Genomic DNA, 16,681 nt, shown 5'->3' with positions numbered 1-16,681 from the left:
CCTGAAAAGGGATGTCCGGCTAGTATCTCATGAATCACCGCGCAATAAAGTGCTCATCGCGCAGAGTTGGATTGATTTAGACGTCTGGATGCCTTAACATCCGTTTTGTTGACGGTCATCGCCCGTACAAGGCAGCAGAAAATGCCACGGCTAACTTACATACGATAAAAATAATCTAATGATTAAACTTTCGAATATCACCAAAGTGTTCCAGCAAGGGAACCGAACCATTCAGGCGTTGAACAACGTTAGCCTGCATGTTCCGGCTGGACAAATTTATGGCGTCATTGGCGCCTCCGGTGCAGGTAAAAGTACGCTCATCCGTTGCGTTAACCTGCTCGAACGCCCGACTCAAGGTCAGGTACAGGTTGATGGCCAGGAGCTGACAACCCTTTCCGAAACGGATTTAACCAAAGCGCGTCGCCAGATTGGCATGATCTTCCAGCACTTTAACCTGCTCTCTTCACGCACCGTGTTTGGCAACGTCGCCCTGCCGCTGGAGCTGGACAACACGCCAAAAGATGAAATCAAACGTCGCGTCACCGAGTTGCTGGATCTGGTCGGCCTGAGCGATAAGCATGATATCTACCCGGCAAACTTATCCGGCGGCCAAAAACAGCGCGTGGCCATTGCGCGTGCGCTGGCAAGCAACCCAAAAGTGTTGCTCTGTGACGAAGCCACCAGCGCCCTGGATCCTGCAACCACCCGCTCAATTCTGGAACTGCTGAAAGACATTAACCGTCGCCTGGGACTGACCATCCTCCTTATTACGCACGAGATGGACGTTGTTAAACGCATCTGCGATTGCGTCGCGGTGATCAGCAACGGTGAACTGATTGAACAAGACTCCGTCAGCGAAGTGTTCTCGCATCCTAAAACCCCGCTGGCGCAACAGTTTATCCAGGCCACCCTGCATCTGGACATTCCGGAAGATTACCTGGCGCGTCTGAAAACGCAGCCGGAAGCCGACAGCGTTCCGATGCTGCGAATGGAGTTTACCGGCAAATCAGTGGATGCCCCGCTGCTGTCTGAAACCGCTCGTCGTTTCAACGTGAACAACAACATTATTAGTGCGCAGATGGATTACGCCGGTGGCGTGAAGTTCGGCATCATGCTTACCGAAATGCACGGCACGCAGCAGGATACGCAGGCCGCTATCGCCTGGCTGCAAGAGCATCATGTAAAAGTAGAGGTACTGGGTTATGTCTGAGCCAATGATGTGGTTGCTGGTACGCGGCGTATGGGAAACGCTGGCGATGACCTTCGTATCCGGCTTTTTCGGTTTTGTGATTGGTCTGCCGGTGGGCGTCCTGCTGTATGTTACCCGCCCAGGGCAAATTATTGAGAACGCAAAACTGTATCGCACGCTCTCTGCGCTGGTGAACATCTTCCGTTCGATTCCCTTCATTATTCTGCTGGTGTGGATGATTCCCTTCACCCGCGTTATTGTGGGGACCTCCATCGGTCTGCAGGCGGCGATTGTTCCCCTGACCGTAGGCGCTGCCCCGTTTATCGCCCGTATGGTCGAGAACGCGCTGTTAGAGATCCCGTCGGGTCTGATTGAAGCGTCACGCGCCATGGGTGCAACGCCGATGCAGATCGTTCGCAAAATTTTACTGCCAGAAGCCCTGCCGGGTCTGGTCAATGCGGCAACCATCACGCTGATTACTCTGGTGGGTTACTCAGCGATGGGCGGTGCTGTAGGTGCAGGCGGTCTGGGTCAGATCGGTTATCAGTATGGCTACATTGGCTACAATGCTACCGTGATGAATACCGTACTGGTCCTGCTGGTTGTGCTGGTTTATCTCATTCAACTCTCTGGCGATCGCATCGTCCGGGCTGTTACGCACAAATAACGTTACACAATACAAACTCGACGAGTTAAGGATAAGAACATGGCGTTTAAATTGAAGACCTTTGCTGCGGTAGGCGCGCTGATCGGCTCTCTGGCACTGGTAGGCTGCGGCCAGGATGAAAAAGATCCAAACCACATCAAAGTGGGCGTTATCGTCGGTGCGGAACAGCAGGTTGCAGAGACGGCAGCCAAAGTGGCGAAAGAGAAGTATGGCCTCGACGTTGAGCTGGTGACCTTCAACGATTACGTTCTGCCGAACGAAGCGCTGAGCAAAGGCGATATCGATGCTAACGCCTTCCAGCACAAGCCATACCTCGATCAGCAGATCAAAGATCGTGGCTACAAGCTGGTTGCGGCCGGACACACCTTCGTTTACCCAATCGCGGGCTACTCCAAGAAAATTAAATCTTTAGAGGAGCTGCAGGACGGTTCTCAGGTTGCAGTCCCGAACGACCCAACCAACCTTGGCCGTTCTCTGCTGCTGCTGCAGAAAGTGGGTCTGATTAAACTGAAAGACGGTGTTGGCCTGCTGCCGACCGTTCTCGACGTGACTGAAAACCCAAAAAATCTGAAGATTGTTGAGCTGGAAGCCCCACAGCTGCCACGCTCTCTGGATGATGCGCAGATCGCCCTGGCGGTTATCAACACCACTTACGCCAGCCAGATCAACCTGACCCCAGCCAAAGACGGCATCTTCGTTGAAGATAAAGAGTCCCCGTACGTTAACCTGATCGTTACTCGCGAAGACAACAAAGACGCGGAAAACGTGAAGAAATTCGTACAGGCTTACCAGTCTGACGAAGTTTACCAGGAAGCCAACAAAGTCTTTAACGGCGGCGCAGTTAAAGGCTGGTAATCTGACCTTTGTGTAATATCATTCATGACGGGCGAAAGCCCGTCTTGTCATTTATGCAGGCAACTGATTCAATATCTGACGATTTGATTATTCATAGAGGAAATATTATGCGTGCTTTACCGATCTGTCTTTTAGCACTGATGCTGAGCGGCTGTTCTATGCTAAGCAGATCTCCTGTTGAACCTGTTAAAAGCACAGCAACCCCGCCTAAAGTGGAGCCTGAAAAGCCAAAAGCGCCCCGCCCTGCTCCGGTCAGAATCTATACCAGTGCTGAAGCCTTAGTGGGTAAACCGTTCCGCGATCTGGGTGAAGTCTCCGGCGAATCTTGCCAGGCCAGCAATCAGGACTCTCCTCCTAATATCCCAACTGCGCGTAAACGCATGCAGGTCAATGCCTCGAAAATGAAGGCCAATGCGGTTCTGCTGCACAGCTGTGAAGTGACCAGCGGCACGCCAGGCTGCTACCGCCAGGCCGTTTGCGTGGGTTCTGCCCTTAACGTCTCGGCAAAATGAGTGCATTCCAGTTCGAGCAGGTAGGCGTTATCCGCTCGCCCTATAAAGAGAAGTTTGCTGTCCCCCGCCAGCCCGGGCTGGTAAAAAGCGGTGGCGGCGAACTTCACTTGATCGCGCCTTATAACCAGGCCGATGCCGTACGCGGACTGGAGGCCTTTAGCCACCTGTGGGTACTGTTTATCTTTCACCAGACCATGGCAGGCGGCTGGCGACCGACCGTGCGCCCGCCTCGTCTCGGCGGTAACGCCAGGATGGGTGTCTTTGCCACGCGCTCGACCTTCCGTCCGAATCCTGTCGGCATGTCGCTCGTTGAACTGAAAGGCATCCGCTGTCAGAAGGATCAGGTGATCCTCGAACTGGGCAGTCTGGATCTGGTCGACGGCACGCCGGTGGTGGATATCAAACCCTACCTGCCCTTTGCCGAAGCTTTACCGGATGCGCGTGCCAGCTATGCCCAGCAGGCCCCGCAGGCGGATATGCCCGTTTACTTTACCGACGAGTTGACCCCCCGGTTAATCCAGCTGGAAAAGCGCTACCCTCGTCTGCGGGATTTTATCGTCGAAGTGCTGGCACAGGACCCTCGCCCCGCCTATCGCAAAGAAGAAGAGGCCGGGAAAACCTACGCCGTTCTGCTACTGGATTTTAATGTTCGCTGGCGCGTCACGGCGGCAGGCTTCGAAGTGTTTGCCCTCGAGCCGCAGTAATTTTATTCTCTTCTCTTTTGGCATCATTGCCACACTGGTAAACTAAACCACTTTTTTTGTGTCAGGCTGCCGGTCAGCCTGTTCCAATCGTCGAAATGGAACCGTAACAACATGCGTACTAGCCAATACCTGCTCTCCACACTGAAGGAGACACCTGCCGACGCCGAAGTTATCAGCCACCAGCTGATGCTGCGCGCCGGGATGATCCGTAAGCTGGCCTCCGGGTTGTATACCTGGTTGCCGACCGGCCTGCGCGTCCTGAGAAAAGTCGAGAACATCGTGCGTGAAGAGATGGATAACGCCGGTGCCATTGAGGTGTCCATGCCTGTTGTTCAGCCCGCTGACCTGTGGGCGGAGAGCGGCCGTTGGGAGCAGTACGGTCCCGAGCTGCTGCGCTTTGTTGACCGCGGCGAGCGTCCGTTTGTTCTGGGTCCGACGCATGAAGAAGTGATCACCGACCTGATCCGTAATGAGCTGAGCTCTTACAAGCAGCTGCCGCTGAACTTCTATCAGATCCAGACCAAATTCCGTGACGAAGTGCGTCCACGTTTTGGCGTGATGCGCTCCCGCGAGTTCCTGATGAAGGATGCGTACTCCTTCCATACCTCACAGGAATCTCTGCAAGAGACCTATGACAAGATGTACGACGCGTACAGCAAAATCTTCACCCGTATGGGTCTGGATTTCCGTGCTGTGCAGGCCGATACCGGTTCCATCGGCGGTAGCGCATCTCATGAATTCCAGGTACTGGCGCAGAGCGGCGAAGACGATGTGATCTTCTCTGATACCTCTGATTATGCGGCGAACATTGAGTTTGCTGAAGCGCTGGCACCAACAGCGCCACGCGCGGCAGCCACTGAAGCGATGACCCAGGTTGATACGCCGAATGCCAAAACCATCGCCGAGCTGGTTGAGCAGTTCAATCTGCCGGTTGAAAAAACCGTGAAAACCCTGCTGGTGAAAGCGGTTGAAGGCAGCAGCTATCCGCTGGTTGCCCTGCTGGTTCGTGGCGATCACGAGCTGAACGAAGTAAAAGCAGAAAAACTGCCGCAGGTTGCCAGCCCGCTGACCTTCGCGACCGAAGCGGAAATCCGTGCGGTGGTGAATGCAGGTCCAGGTTCCCTCGGCCCGGTCAATATGCCGATCCCGGTGGTGATTGACCGTACCGTTGCGGCGATGAGCGATTTCGCTGCCGGCGCTAACGTGGATGGTAAGCACTTCTTCGGCATCAACTGGGATCGCGATGTTGCAATGCCAGAAGTGGCCGATATCCGTAACGTGGTCGCAGGCGATCCGAGCCCGGATGGCCAGGGCGTGCTGCAGATCAAACGCGGTATCGAAGTGGGTCACATCTTCCAGCTGGGCACCAAGTACTCCCAGGCGCTGAACGCATCAGTACAGGGCGAAGATGGTCGTAATCAGATCCTGACCATGGGTTGCTACGGTATCGGGGTAACACGCGTGGTGGCTGCGGCGATTGAGCAGAACCATGACGAGCGCGGTATCGTCTGGCCGGACAACATTGCGCCGTTCCAGGTGGCGATCCTGCCGATGAATATGCACAAGTCCTACCGCGTGCAGGAGCTGGCCGAGAAGCTCTACAGCGAGCTGCGTGCGCAGGGTATCGAAGTGCTGATGGACGATCGTAAAGAGCGTCCGGGCGTGATGTTTGCCGATATGGAACTGATCGGTATTCCACACACCGTGGTCATTGGCGATCGCAACCTCGACAACGACGAAATCGAATATAAATATCGTCGTAACGGCGAGAAGCAGATGATCAAAACCGGTGACGTGCTTGATTACCTGGTGAAAGCCATCAAGGGCTAAGCCATAAAAAACCCCGCTCCGGCGGGGTTTTTTATTTCAGCTATTTGCTGTCGCAATTCTTACCCGCTTCAAACCTGGCGTTCCGATCCGACACCAGCGTTTTCATTCTCTCCCCACTATCCGGGTTGGCTTCCAGCGTAAAGTGGCCATCAACCGTCAGCAGTACCGGTTTGGTATCATTCCCGCGCGCCGCCGCGTAATCCCGCTCCAGCTGGGCGTTATTCGCCACGCTCACCTTTTTGCCGGTGGCGCAGTCGGTGAAGATCGCTGCATCAGCCATATAGAAATACATGCCGCGCATCGCCATTGGCGTCGCGGGCAGCGCGGCGGTGACCGGCGCCAGCGTGTAGTTAAACTGCGACGCTATAGGGTTGCCCTGCGTATCGAGCATCTCCAGCCCTTCGCCTTTGGCGCGGAAATAGCGCTTTTCACCTGCCGTATCCGTCAACACCAGCTTGTCGGCGGTGCGGGCCCAGGTACCATAGCTGGCAAACGAGGAAGGTGCTTTGGCGCCCTGGTAGTGCTGGTTCATCACCCAGGTACCATCTTTCTCCAGAAACAGCGAGGTTTCGATACCTTCGCAATCGGCGCAGGGTAAGACGCCACGCCAGCTCTGCTGCATCGGTTTTAACGCTTCGGCCTGGGCATGGGTCGGCTCCATGACCTGCATCTCTGCACGGTTATGACATCCCATCAAAACGAACAGCGTGCTTACTGCCACCACTGAAAATATCGCTGTTTTCACTCTCTATTCCTTATCCTATTCCGACTGTCGCCCGTTAATCCTGCGGGCGTCGGACTTTGCCACGCAGCGCCTTAACGGACGATTTCTGTGATTTCGAAGCCAGACGCCGCTCTTTCGAGGCGCGGGTCGGGCGGGTGGCCCGACGGCTTTTTTGTACTACGGTTAACTCCTGGATCAGCGCCACCAGCCGGGCCAGCGCCGCCTCCCGGTTCATCTCCTGGCTGCGGTACTCCTGGGCCTTGATGATAATCACCCCTTCGCTGGTGATCAGATGATGGCTGGCCGCCAGCAGGCGTTCTTTATAGTACTCTGGCAGGCTGGATGCCCGAATGTCAAAGCGCAGATGAATGGCCGTTGAGGTTTTATTCACATGCTGGCCGCCCGCGCCCTGTGCACGGATCGCGGTGATCTCCACTTCATTATCAGGAAGGGTGACAGTTCGGGACAGAACAATCATGAGCGGGACTGCCAGGCTTCAGGATGGATTTCCAGATTATTCTCAGCATCCGATAACCAGATGGCGCCATCCTGAATCGTCGCCTGCAGGATCATGGTCCGCCCGGCAAAAGCACTCAGCGCAGAAAGCTGTTCATCATTCAGATACCAGACCGAGAGGTTATTGAATTGTGAGCATTTATTCTTGTTCTGCTGCCACCAGATCTCTGCGGCGCGGCTGTTATAGGTGAAGAGCGCCACTTCGGCAGACTGGGTGCAGGCTTTCTTAATGCGGCGCTCATCCGGCAGCCCGAGTTCGATCCACAGATCGATGCCCAGATGATCGTTGAGCAGCCAGGCTTCCGGCTCGTCTTCGGCACTTAATCCGCGGGTAAACTGCAGCCGCTCGTTGGCGTACTTAATCCATGCCAGCAGGCGCAGCATCATGCGCTCCTGCGTTTCTGATGGATGACGCGCCAGCGTCAGGGTCGCATCCAGAAACTGATTGCGGTCTAAATCCGCCACATTGACCGCGGCTTTGTAAATTGTCGCTTTAAGCGCCATGAGAGAACTCCTTTCGAATCAGGTGCGCATTGTAGCGAAATCTCCGCCAAAAGGCTGTTACAGGCTCGCGAATCTCTGCGACATCAACCTGCTGATATTGCTTAAATGAGTATGGTATAGTCACCTTGCTAAACCGGGTTTATGCTCGTAGGCTTAATTGTATCTCACAGTAAAGTCAGTGCGCTGGCAGGAGGGGATGTGAATAATTATTGTGAGTTAATTCGCAAACGGTATGCGGAAATTGCCAGCGGCGATCTGGGGTACGTCCCTGATGCGTTGGGCTGTGTATTGAAAGTTCTGAATGAAATGGCGTCGGATGACACGCTTTCAGAATCGGTCAGAGAAAAAGCAGCATATGCTGCTGCGAATTTACTGGTGAGCGATTATGTCAATGAATGAAACGTATCAACCCATCAATTGCGATGACTATGACAACCTCGAACTCGCCTGCCAGCATCATCTGGTTCTGACGCTGGCGTTAAAAGATGGCGAAGTCCTGAAGGCTAAGGCGAACGATCTGGTATCCCGTAAAAATGTGGAGTACCTGGTGGTCGAGGATGGCGGCGCAACGCGTGAACTCCGTCTCGATAAAATTGCCAGCTTCAGTCATCCCGAAATCGGCACCGTCGTGGTGAGCGAGTCCTGATCCGCTGTAACGGGCAGCCCGCTGTCCGTTACGCTTTCCACTCCAGTTGTACGCCCGTCTCCGTATCCGCCGCGCCTTCCAGCGTTACAAATACCCCCGCAGCCGCGACCAGCGTTTCGCCGTAAAACAGCAGCGGAGTGGTATCCCGACGCCAGGGGGCAACGTTAAGCTCCTGCCAGATTTTTTTGATCTTACGTCCACCGTTTCGCCCGACAATGTGCAGCACTCCGCTGGCCTGGAAGCGTACCGTCACCGGCTCATCGCCCCGGGGCAGACGAAGATTGCCGCCAGCACTAAGATGAAGCGTGCCCAATCCTTCCGGTAGTAGCAGGGGCTTTTCTAAGGAGGGCCAGTCGATAATCCGATCGGCCAACGAGGCGTGGCTTTTAACCCACCACAGTTGCCCCTTAAAGCGCCTGATCTCTCCCTCGCCGGAACGCAGTCGCGGTGTCGCATCCTCCCGGGCAAGGGCCACTTCGTCCCAGATCCGGGCGAGCATGGCGCGGGACGGCATTAAGGCTCCGTGCACCGCCAGCCATCTTCGCAGCAGCGCCGCCCGACGCACCGCACTCATCGCCTCCAGCGGCGCGATAGCCAGCGCCCCGTCGTCGGAAACCAGGGCCGACAGCTCATCTGCCAGCAGCTCATCAAGCAGCTGCTCCTGCTCCGCGCACAGCGTGGCGCTGCGTGAGGTGGCCTGGGCAAAATGCGGCCAGCGTTGTGCCAGCAGGGGGACTACGCGCAGACGCAGGAAATTGCGGTCATAGCTGTCGTCCTGGTTACTTTCATCCTCTATCCAGCGCAACCCGTGCTTCTGCGCCCAGCGCAGGAGGGATTCACGCGTCTCGCCGAGCAGGGGACGGATCTGTTCGGTATCAGCAAAACGCCCCCGCACGGGCATGGCCGACAGTCCCGCCGGGCCGCTGCCGCGCTTGAGCGCCAGCAAAAAAGTTTCACACTGATCGTCCAGGTGTTGTGCCGTGACCAGCGCTTCACCGGGTAGAAGCGCCTCCCGAAAGGCAGCATAACGCGCCTTACGCGCCTGCGCTTCCAGCCCCAACCCCTCTTCCGCCAGCGTCACTCGCGCCACGATCAGCGGGATAGCCCATTCGTGACAGAGGCGTTCGCAATGCGCGACCCAGCTGTCAGCGTGCGGGCTCAGACCGTGATGAACATGGATAGCCCGTAGTTCGAGACCGGGCGCCTGTTCACGCAAGTGCATCAACTGATGCAGCAAAACCGTGGAATCCAGGCCCCCGCTAAATCCCACCAGCAGTCGGCGGTACGGGTGAAGGGCTTGCTGAAGATCGGCTGTGGTCATGGTCGTCATCTGTGCAGGAAGATGCCCGGCACGTTACCGGGCAATTCCCAGGGAGGCAAGCGTTACTGCTGGTAGAGCTCCAGCGGCAGGCCATCCGGATCGTTGAAGAAGGTAAAGCGTTTTCCGGTGAAGGGATCGATACGAATAGCTTCACACTTTACGCCATGGGCGTCGAGATGCTGCACGGCCTGGTCGATATCGTCCACGCTAAAGGCGAGGTGACGCAAACCGCAGGCTTCCGGCCGGGACGGACGCGCCGGCGGGAAGGGGAACGAAAACAGCTCAATGACGTAATGGCCGTTCAGCGCCAGGTCGCCCTTCCAGGAGTCGCGCTCTGCGCGGTAAAACTCACTCTGCAGGGTAAATCCCAGCGTATCGCAGTAAAACGCCTTACTCGCGGCGTAGTCGGTGGCAATAATTGCAATATGGTGAACCTGCTTTAAGCCCAGCATAGTCTCTCCTTTTTAATGTGCCTGAACGTTATATCCGAACACCCATGCCGTGCAAGGGGTCACTGCGCTTTTAAGACCCGTACCCGGTAGATGCCGTTTTCATCCCGTTTGGCACCGTGGATATCGGTTTCGAATCCTGGATAGTGACGGCCAATCGAGCAGAGCATAAGCAGGAAATCGAGCACCGCCCTGCTCTGCTCGGTGATCATCTCCCCTGGCATCAATAGCGGTACACCAGGCGGATAAGGCAGGATCATGTTGGCCGAGATCCGTCCGACCAGATCCTCGAGATCGACCGTTTCTACCTCCCCTTTCACCTGCTGCTGCCAGGCATGGTGCGGGGTGAGCTTCATTTCCGGCAGAACGTCAAACGCCTGCAGCATCAGCCGCGGCAGATCGTGCTGGCGGATCAATTTATGGATCCCCTGAGCCAGATCCTGAATGCGCATGTTGCGGTAAAAATCAGGATCCTCAGCATAGAGATCCGGCAGCATGTTTTTGACCCGCAGGTTCAGATCGTAGGCGCGCTTAAACTCCATTAACCCGCGCAGCAGTCCCATCGCCCGGGTTTTGTCGATACCGATACTGAACAGAAACAGCAGGTTATACGGCCCGGTCTTTTCGACCACTACGCCGCGCTCATCAAGGAATTTCGCCACCAGCGCCGCCGGAATACCCTCTTCACCCATGATCCCCTGCTCGTCCATGCCCGGCGTGAGAATGGTGACTTTGACCGGATCGAGGAACATATGATCCGCATCGGCATCGCGGAAGCCGTGCCAGCTCTCGCCAGGCGCTACCGGCCAGCATTCAGCTTCGTCGATATCGTCCGGCTGCCAGATATCAAAGAACCAGCCGTCGGCTTCATCTTTAAGGCGCTGGACCTCCTTGCGAAAATGCAGGGCGCGCTCAACGGAGCGGTTGATCAGACGTTTACCGGGATTCCCGCGCAACATCGCCGCGGCGGTTTCAATCGAGGCCACCAGCGGATAGCTCGGCGAGGTGGTGGTGTGCATCATAAAGGCTTCGTTGAAGGTCTCTTCGTCGTATTCACCTTTAATGTGAATAAGCGACGCCTGGGAGAACGCCGCCAGCATCTTGTGCGTGGACTGGGTTTCAAAGAACACTTTTCCCGGCACCCGATCGCCGCTCATCCCGCTTTTACCGGCATAGATCGGGTGGAAATTAGTGTAGGGCACCCACGCGGAGTCAAAGTGGATCGAGGGCACATCCAGAGCCTGTTTTACCCAGTTGGTGTTGTAGAGCAAACCGTCGTAGGTGGAGTTGGTGATCACCGCGTGAACCGGCCAGCTTGCCCCCGGCACGGCAGCCACTTTGTTTTCAATCGCAGCATGGGAAAACTCCCGACGCGGGATCCCGCCGAGAATGCCCAGCGCATTACGGGTGGGTGACAGCCAGATCGGCACCACGTCACTCATCATCAGCAGATGCGCCAGCGACTTGTGGCAGTTGCGGTCAATCAGTAGCGTACTGCCGTCCGGTGCGGCGTACATGCCGACAATCTTGTTCGAGGTCGAGGTGCCGTTGGTCACCATATAACTCTGCTCAGCACCAAAAGTGCGGGCGATGTACTCTTCAGCTTCGAGATGCGGGCCGGTATGATCCAGCAGCGATCCCAGTTCCGTCACCGAGATCGACACATCCGCCTTCAGCGTGTTCCCGCCAAAGAAGTCATAGAACAGACAGCCCACCGGGCTTTTCTGATACGCCGTTCCCGCCATATGCCCCGGGGTGCAGAAGGTATACTTCCCCTCTTTCACATAGGTGAAAAGCGCGCGGGTAAACGGCGGGGTGATGGTATCCAGGTACTCGCCGGTATATTGCTGAATGCGGGTAGCAATATCCTCAGCCACCCCCAGCGAATATTCAAAGAACCATAGCGCCATGCGCATATCATGGGCGCTGACGTCCATCGTGGAGTGGGTATTGATAAAAGCGTACAGCGGCAGATATTCATTGAGTTGATTGATATCGCTGCACAAATCGAGGTCGTATTCGTCCCAGTCGAAGATGACGCCGCAAATCCGCGGGTTATGTTCGATGAACTTCAGTAGATCGGCGCTGTTCTGCGGCCAGATAAGTTGAAACCCGCGCGACCTTAACGCCTGCTCCAGCTCCTTGATGGGTTCGTCTTTATAAAAGACGCCGTGCGGCCCCATAATGGCAATGATGTTCACGGTATACCTCCTTAAAAAACATTCACTAAGCATAGTTGAGGTAAACCGCAGGCATAAAAAAAGCCGCAACGATGTGCGGCTTTTCAGAGTATGACGTAGCTTAGGCGTAACCGTAGCTCATCAGACGCTGGTAACGACGGTTAAGCAGATCTTCTTTGCTCAGCACGTCGAGGTCTGCGAGGTCAGCCAGCAGCTGAGCTTTCAGAGAGGCGGCCATCACTTCCGGCTTACGGTGCGCGCCACCCAGTGGTTCCGGGATAACGGTATCGATCAGCTTCAGCTCTTTCAGACGCGGGGCGATAATGCCCATCGCTTCGGCAGCCAGCGGCGCTTTGTCGGCGCTTTTCCATAAAATGGATGCACAGCCTTCCGGGGAGATAACGGAATAGGTGCTGTACTGCAGCATATTCACTTTATCGCCCACGCCAATCGCCAGCGCACCACCGGAACCACCTTCACCGATAACGGTGCAGATGACCGGCACGCTCAGGCGTGACATTTCGCGCAGGTTGCGGGCAATCGCTTCAGACTGGCCGCGCTCTTCTGCACCGACGCCAGGGTATGCACCCGGGGTGTCGATGAAGGTGATGATCGGCATGTTGAAACGCTCGGCCATCTCCATCAGACGCAGCGCTTTACGATAACCCTCTGGCGCTGGCATCCCGAAATTGCGGCGAATTTTTTCTTTGGTTTCGCGCCCTTTCTGGTGGCCAATAATCATCACCGGACGACCGTCGAGGCGTGCGATACCGCCAACGATAGCTTTATCGTCGGCATAAGCGCGATCGCCTGCCAGCTCGTCGAATTCATCGAACGCCAGGCGGACATAATCCAGGGTGTACGGACGCTGTGGATGGCGCGCCATCTGGGCAACCTGCCATGCGCCGAGATCGGCAAAGATTTTGCGCGTCAGTTCTACGCTTTTTTCACGCAGACGATGCACTTCTTCGTCGATGTTAATATCCAGTTTTTCATCCTGACGGCCAACGGCGGTCAGAGAATCGATTTTCGCTTCCAGCTCTGCAATCGGCTGTTCGAAATCAAGGAAATTCAGACTCATAGTATTCCTGTATTAGTCAAACTCCAGTTCCACCTGCTCCGAACCAATGAGGCCACGCAGATCGTTAAGTAAACGATCGCTCGGAGAGACACGCCACGACGCACCAAAGCGCAACCGTGCACGCGCATCCGCCCTCTGATAGTAGAGATGTACTGGAATGGTCCCCGAGCGGTGGGGTTCCAGAGACTGACGGAGTCGGTTTAAAAGCTGGTCATCAATTTGCCTGTCCGTCAGCGAGATAGCAAGCCCGCGAGCATATTTTTCCCGGGCTTCGTCAATGTCCATCACTTCGCGGGCGGTCATTTTAAGCCCCCCGCTGAAGTCATCAAAGCTGACCTGTCCGCTGACGATAAGTATGCGGTCTTTTTCCAGCAACTGCTGGTATTTATCCAGTGCGTCAGTGAATAACATCACCTCCAGCCGCCCGGAACGGTCATCCAGCGTACAGATGCCGATACGATTGCCGCGCTTGGTGACCATAACCCTCGCGGCAATGACGAGCCCCGCAGCCGTGGTCATCTTACCACGTTCTGTCGGATGCATGTCTTTCAGCCGGTAGCCTCCGACATAGCGCTCAATTTCTTTAAGATACTGGTTGATCGGGTGCCCGGTCAGGTACAGACCCAGGGTTTCACGCTCGCCGTCCAGCACCGTCTGTTCCGGCCATGGCTGACAGCTGGCGTAGGACTGTTCGATCTGCTCCGGCTCTTCAGCCAGCACGCCGAACATATCCGCCTGACCAATGGCTTCGGCTTTTGAGTGCTGATCGGCGGCCTTCAGGGCGTCGGCCAGCGAGTTCATCAGCGCGGCGCGATGCGGCCCCAGACGGTCAAACGCCCCGGACATGATCAGCTTTTCCAGCACCCGACGGTTCAGTTTTTTGATATCGGTCCGCGCGCACAGGTCAAACAGCTCGCGGAAGTAGCCGCCCTGGTTACGGGCTTCGATGATGGCTTCGATCGGGCCTTCACCCACGCCTTTAATGGCGCCGATACCGTACACAATCTCCCCGTCGTCGTTGACGTGGAAATGGTACAGACCAGAGTTGATGTCCGGCGGCAGGATCTTCAGCCCCATGCGCCAGCACTCGTCCACCAGGCCAACCACTTTCTCGGTGTTGTCCATATCGGCGGTCATTACCGCGGCCATAAACTCTGCCGGGTAGTGGGCTTTCAGCCACAGCGTCTGGTACGAGACTAATGCGTAAGCGGCGGAGTGTGACTTGTTAAAGCCATATCCGGCGAATTTCTCTACCAGATCGAAGATTTTAATTGCCAGTTCGCCATCAACGCCGTTTTTCTTCGCCCCTTCTTCAAAGGTGCCGCGCTGCTTGGCCATCTCTTCCGGCTTTTTCTTACCCATCGCACGACGCAGCATGTCCGCGCCGCCGAGGGTGTAGCCGGAGAGCTCCTGAGCAATCTGCATTACCTGTTCCTGATACAGGATAATGCCGTAAGTGGGTTCCAGAACCGGTTTCAGACACTCGTGCTGCCACTGCACGTCCGGGTAGGAGATCTCTTCCCGGCCATGCTTACGGTCGATAAAGTTATCTACCATCCCCGACTGCAACGGCCCCGGACGGAACAATGCGACCAGAGCGATCATGTCTTCGAAGCAGTCAGGCTGCAGACGTTTGATCAGATCCTTCATGCCGCGGGATTCAAGCTGGAACACCGCGGTGGTTTCCGAGCGCTGCAGCATGTCGAAGCTTTTCTTGTCATCCAGCGGGATCGCCGCGATATCAATCGGCTCCAGGCCCTGCTTGGCCCGGCGCGGGTTGATCATCTTCAGCGCCCAGTCGATGATGGTGAGCGTGCGCAGGCCGAGGAAGTCAAACTTCACCAGGCCGGCGTATTCCACGTCGTTCTTATCAAACTGGGTGACCGGGTGCGAGCCGGTTTCATCGCAGTACAGCGGCGCAAAATCGGTAATTTTGGTCGGGGCAATAACCACCCCACCGGCGTGTTTCCCGGCGTTACGGGTGACGCCTTCCAGCTTGCGCGCCATGTCGATCAGCGCTTTGACCTCTTCGTCGGCCTCGTAGATCTCCGGCAGTTGCGGTTCAGCTTCAAAAGCTTTCGCCAGGGTCATGCCCGGATCGGGCGGCACCAGCTTCGAGATGCGGTCGACAAAGCCATACGGATGCCCCAGCACGCGGCCCACGTCGCGGATAACCGCTTTTGCCGCCATCGTACCGAAGGTAATAATCTGCGATACCGCATCGCGGCCGTACATGTCCGCCACGTGCTCGATAACCTGGTCGCGTTTCTCCATGCAGAAGTCGACGTCGAAGTCGGGCATCGAGACACGTTCCGGGTTAAGGAAACGTTCGAACAGCAGGTCAAACTCCAGCGGATCGAGATCGGTAATTTTCAGCGCATAGGCCACCAGCGATCCGGCACCTGAACCACGGCCCGGCCCTACCGGTACGCCGTTGTCCTTCGACCACTGGATAAACTCCATCACGATCAGGAAGTAGCCGGGGAACCCCATCTGGTTGATAACCTGGAGTTCAATATCCAGACGCTCATCATAGGCCGGGCGCTTTTCGGCGCGCACGGCCGGGTCCGGGAAGAGAAATTCCAGACGCTCTTCCAGACCCTCTTTCGATTTCACGACCAGGAAATCTTCCGTGGTCATGTCGCCAGTCGGGAACTGCGGCAGGAAGTATTCGCCCAGGCGGACGGTGACGTTGCAGCGTTTGGCAATCTCTACGCTGTTTTCCAGCGCTTCCGGGATATCGGAGAACAGCTCGCACATCTCCTCTTCGCTGCGCATGTACTGCTGCGGCGAATAGTTGCGCGGGCGTTTCGGATCGTCGAGGGTGAAGCCATCGTGGATGGCGACGCGAATTTCATGGGCGTCAAAATCGTCGGCGTTGATAAAGCGCACATCGTTGGACGCCACAACCGGCAGCCCATGCTGTTCTGCAAGGGCGACCGCGGCGTGCAGATAGCTCTCTTCATCCGGACGACCGGTGCGGATCAGCTCCAGATAGAAGCGATCCGGGAAATATTCTTTATAAAAATCGACACACTGCTCAACCAGCGCGTCATTGCCACGCAGCAGGCATCGACCTACGTCGCCCATGCGCCCGCCGGAGATCAGCAGCAACCCCTCGTTCAGCTCCGCCAGCCACTGGCGATCGATCCATGGGCCTTGCGCGCCATAGCCGCGCTGATAGGCCCGGGAGATCAACAGCGTCAGGTTCTGATAACCGGTGTTATTCATCGCCAGGACGCTGATCTGCGTCATTTCATCGGCGAGAAGCTCGCTCTGAACGTGAAAATCGGCACCAATCACCGGCTTCATACCGGCACCATGCGCCGTTCCGTAGAACTTCACCAGACCGCACAGGTTAGTGAAGTCGGTGATCGCCAGCGCAGGCATGCCAAGCGCGGCCGCCTTTTTCACCAGCGGCCCGGTCTTCGCCAGCCCATCAATCATGGAATAGTCGCTGTGCACCCGCAGGTGTACGAAACGTGGTTCAGCCATCTTCAGAT

16 protein-coding genes are annotated in these 16,681 nt (G+C 56.2%); 8 read left to right on the top strand and 8 right to left on the bottom strand.

The annotated features are described in order from the left end of the window. The first annotated feature begins 178 nt into the window (after positions 1–178). The 6 genes from metN to proS all read left to right on the top strand — a co-directional run bounded on the left by metN (position 179) and on the right by proS (position 5,757). Positions 179–1,210 carry a methionine ABC transporter ATP-binding protein MetN gene (gene metN, locus G7090_RS04430; RefSeq protein ID WP_106994322.1) on the top strand — a complete coding sequence of 344 codons (1,032 nt, stop codon included), beginning with the start codon at positions 179–181 and terminating at the stop codon, positions 1,208–1,210. Beyond that, entirely contained in the window at positions 1,203–1,856 is a 654-nt protein-coding gene (locus tag G7090_RS04425; RefSeq protein ID WP_106994321.1) for a methionine ABC transporter permease MetI, read from the top strand. Before metN ends, G7090_RS04425 begins: the two co-directional genes overlap by 8 nt. Positions 1,857–1,895: 39 nt before the next feature. Beyond that, on the top strand, positions 1,896–2,711 hold the full coding sequence (gene metQ, locus G7090_RS04420) for a methionine ABC transporter substrate-binding lipoprotein MetQ (RefSeq protein ID WP_106994320.1): 816 nt from the start codon (positions 1,896–1,898) through the stop codon (positions 2,709–2,711). A gap of 107 nt (positions 2,712–2,818) precedes the next feature. Continuing rightward, the gene (gene rcsF, locus G7090_RS04415; RefSeq protein WP_106994319.1) at positions 2,819–3,223 is read left to right on the top strand and encodes an Rcs stress response system protein RcsF; all 405 of its coding nucleotides are present in this window, start codon (positions 2,819–2,821) and stop codon (positions 3,221–3,223) included. Beyond that, positions 3,220–3,927, top strand: coding sequence for a tRNA (N6-threonylcarbamoyladenosine(37)-N6)-methyltransferase TrmO (gene tsaA / locus G7090_RS04410; protein ID WP_166181640.1), 708 nt, complete (start codon positions 3,220–3,222; stop codon positions 3,925–3,927). The genes rcsF and tsaA overlap by 4 nt, the downstream gene beginning before the upstream one ends. A gap of 111 nt (positions 3,928–4,038) precedes the next feature. Further along, complete coding sequence (proS, locus tag G7090_RS04405) at positions 4,039–5,757, top strand: proline--tRNA ligase (protein WP_166181639.1); 1,719 nt, start codon at positions 4,039–4,041, stop codon at positions 5,755–5,757. A 40-nt stretch (positions 5,758–5,797) separates the two neighbouring features. On the opposite strand, the gene nlpE is transcribed toward proS, so the two are convergent. Genes nlpE through G7090_RS04390 form a run of 3 tightly spaced genes read right to left on the bottom strand, consistent with a single transcriptional unit; the run spans position 5,798 to position 7,501 of the window. Continuing rightward, a complete protein-coding gene (nlpE, locus tag G7090_RS04400) occupies positions 5,798–6,502 on the bottom strand; it encodes an envelope stress response activation lipoprotein NlpE (RefSeq protein WP_166181638.1) in 705 nt (234 codons plus the stop codon). 34 nt (positions 6,503–6,536) lie between these two features. Further along, positions 6,537–6,959: an alternative ribosome rescue aminoacyl-tRNA hydrolase ArfB gene (gene arfB, locus G7090_RS04395; protein WP_106994315.1), complete on the bottom strand. Its 423-nt coding sequence runs from the start codon at positions 6,957–6,959 to the stop codon at positions 6,537–6,539. Then, positions 6,956–7,501: a YaeQ family protein gene (locus tag G7090_RS04390; RefSeq protein ID WP_106994314.1), complete on the bottom strand. Its 546-nt coding sequence runs from the start codon at positions 7,499–7,501 to the stop codon at positions 6,956–6,958. The genes arfB and G7090_RS04390 overlap by 4 nt, the downstream gene beginning before the upstream one ends. A gap of 198 nt (positions 7,502–7,699) precedes the next feature. Between G7090_RS04390 and G7090_RS04385 the strand changes: the two genes are divergently transcribed. After that, on the top strand, positions 7,700–7,900 hold the full coding sequence (locus G7090_RS04385; RefSeq protein ID WP_039030293.1) for a YaeP family protein: 201 nt from the start codon (positions 7,700–7,702) through the stop codon (positions 7,898–7,900). Further along, positions 7,887–8,147, top strand: a complete 261-nt coding sequence (gene rof, locus G7090_RS04380) for a Rho-binding antiterminator (protein WP_059308693.1) — start codon at positions 7,887–7,889, stop codon at positions 8,145–8,147. The genes G7090_RS04385 and rof overlap by 14 nt, the downstream gene beginning before the upstream one ends. 28 nt (positions 8,148–8,175) lie before the next feature. On the opposite strand, the gene tilS is transcribed toward rof, so the two are convergent. From tilS to dnaE, 5 genes are all read right to left on the bottom strand, one after another. Next, on the bottom strand, positions 8,176–9,468 hold the full coding sequence (gene tilS, locus G7090_RS04375; RefSeq protein ID WP_166181637.1) for a tRNA lysidine(34) synthetase TilS: 1,293 nt from the start codon (positions 9,466–9,468) through the stop codon (positions 8,176–8,178). 62 nt (positions 9,469–9,530) lie between these two features. Further along, entirely contained in the window at positions 9,531–9,920 is a 390-nt protein-coding gene (locus G7090_RS04370) for a VOC family protein (RefSeq protein WP_166181636.1), read from the bottom strand. A gap of 59 nt (positions 9,921–9,979) precedes the next feature. Continuing rightward, positions 9,980–12,118, bottom strand: a complete 2,139-nt coding sequence (locus G7090_RS04365) for a lysine decarboxylase LdcC (RefSeq protein ID WP_166181635.1) — start codon at positions 12,116–12,118, stop codon at positions 9,980–9,982. 100 nt (positions 12,119–12,218) lie between these two features. Beyond that, positions 12,219–13,178, bottom strand: a complete 960-nt coding sequence (gene accA, locus G7090_RS04360) for an acetyl-CoA carboxylase carboxyl transferase subunit alpha (RefSeq protein ID WP_106994311.1) — start codon at positions 13,176–13,178, stop codon at positions 12,219–12,221. A gap of 12 nt (positions 13,179–13,190) precedes the next feature. Continuing rightward, a complete protein-coding gene (gene dnaE, locus G7090_RS04355; RefSeq protein ID WP_106994310.1) occupies positions 13,191–16,673 on the bottom strand; it encodes a DNA polymerase III subunit alpha in 3,483 nt (1,160 codons plus the stop codon). Between the last annotated feature and the right edge of the window lie 8 nt (positions 16,674–16,681).

Source organism: Leclercia sp. 29361 (assembly GCF_011290365.1).
GTDB lineage: Bacteria > Pseudomonadota > Gammaproteobacteria > Enterobacterales > Enterobacteriaceae > Enterobacter > Enterobacter tamurae.
The sequence above is the reverse complement of the archived record's forward strand: the minus strand, read 5'-3'. Positions and strand labels throughout refer to the sequence as shown.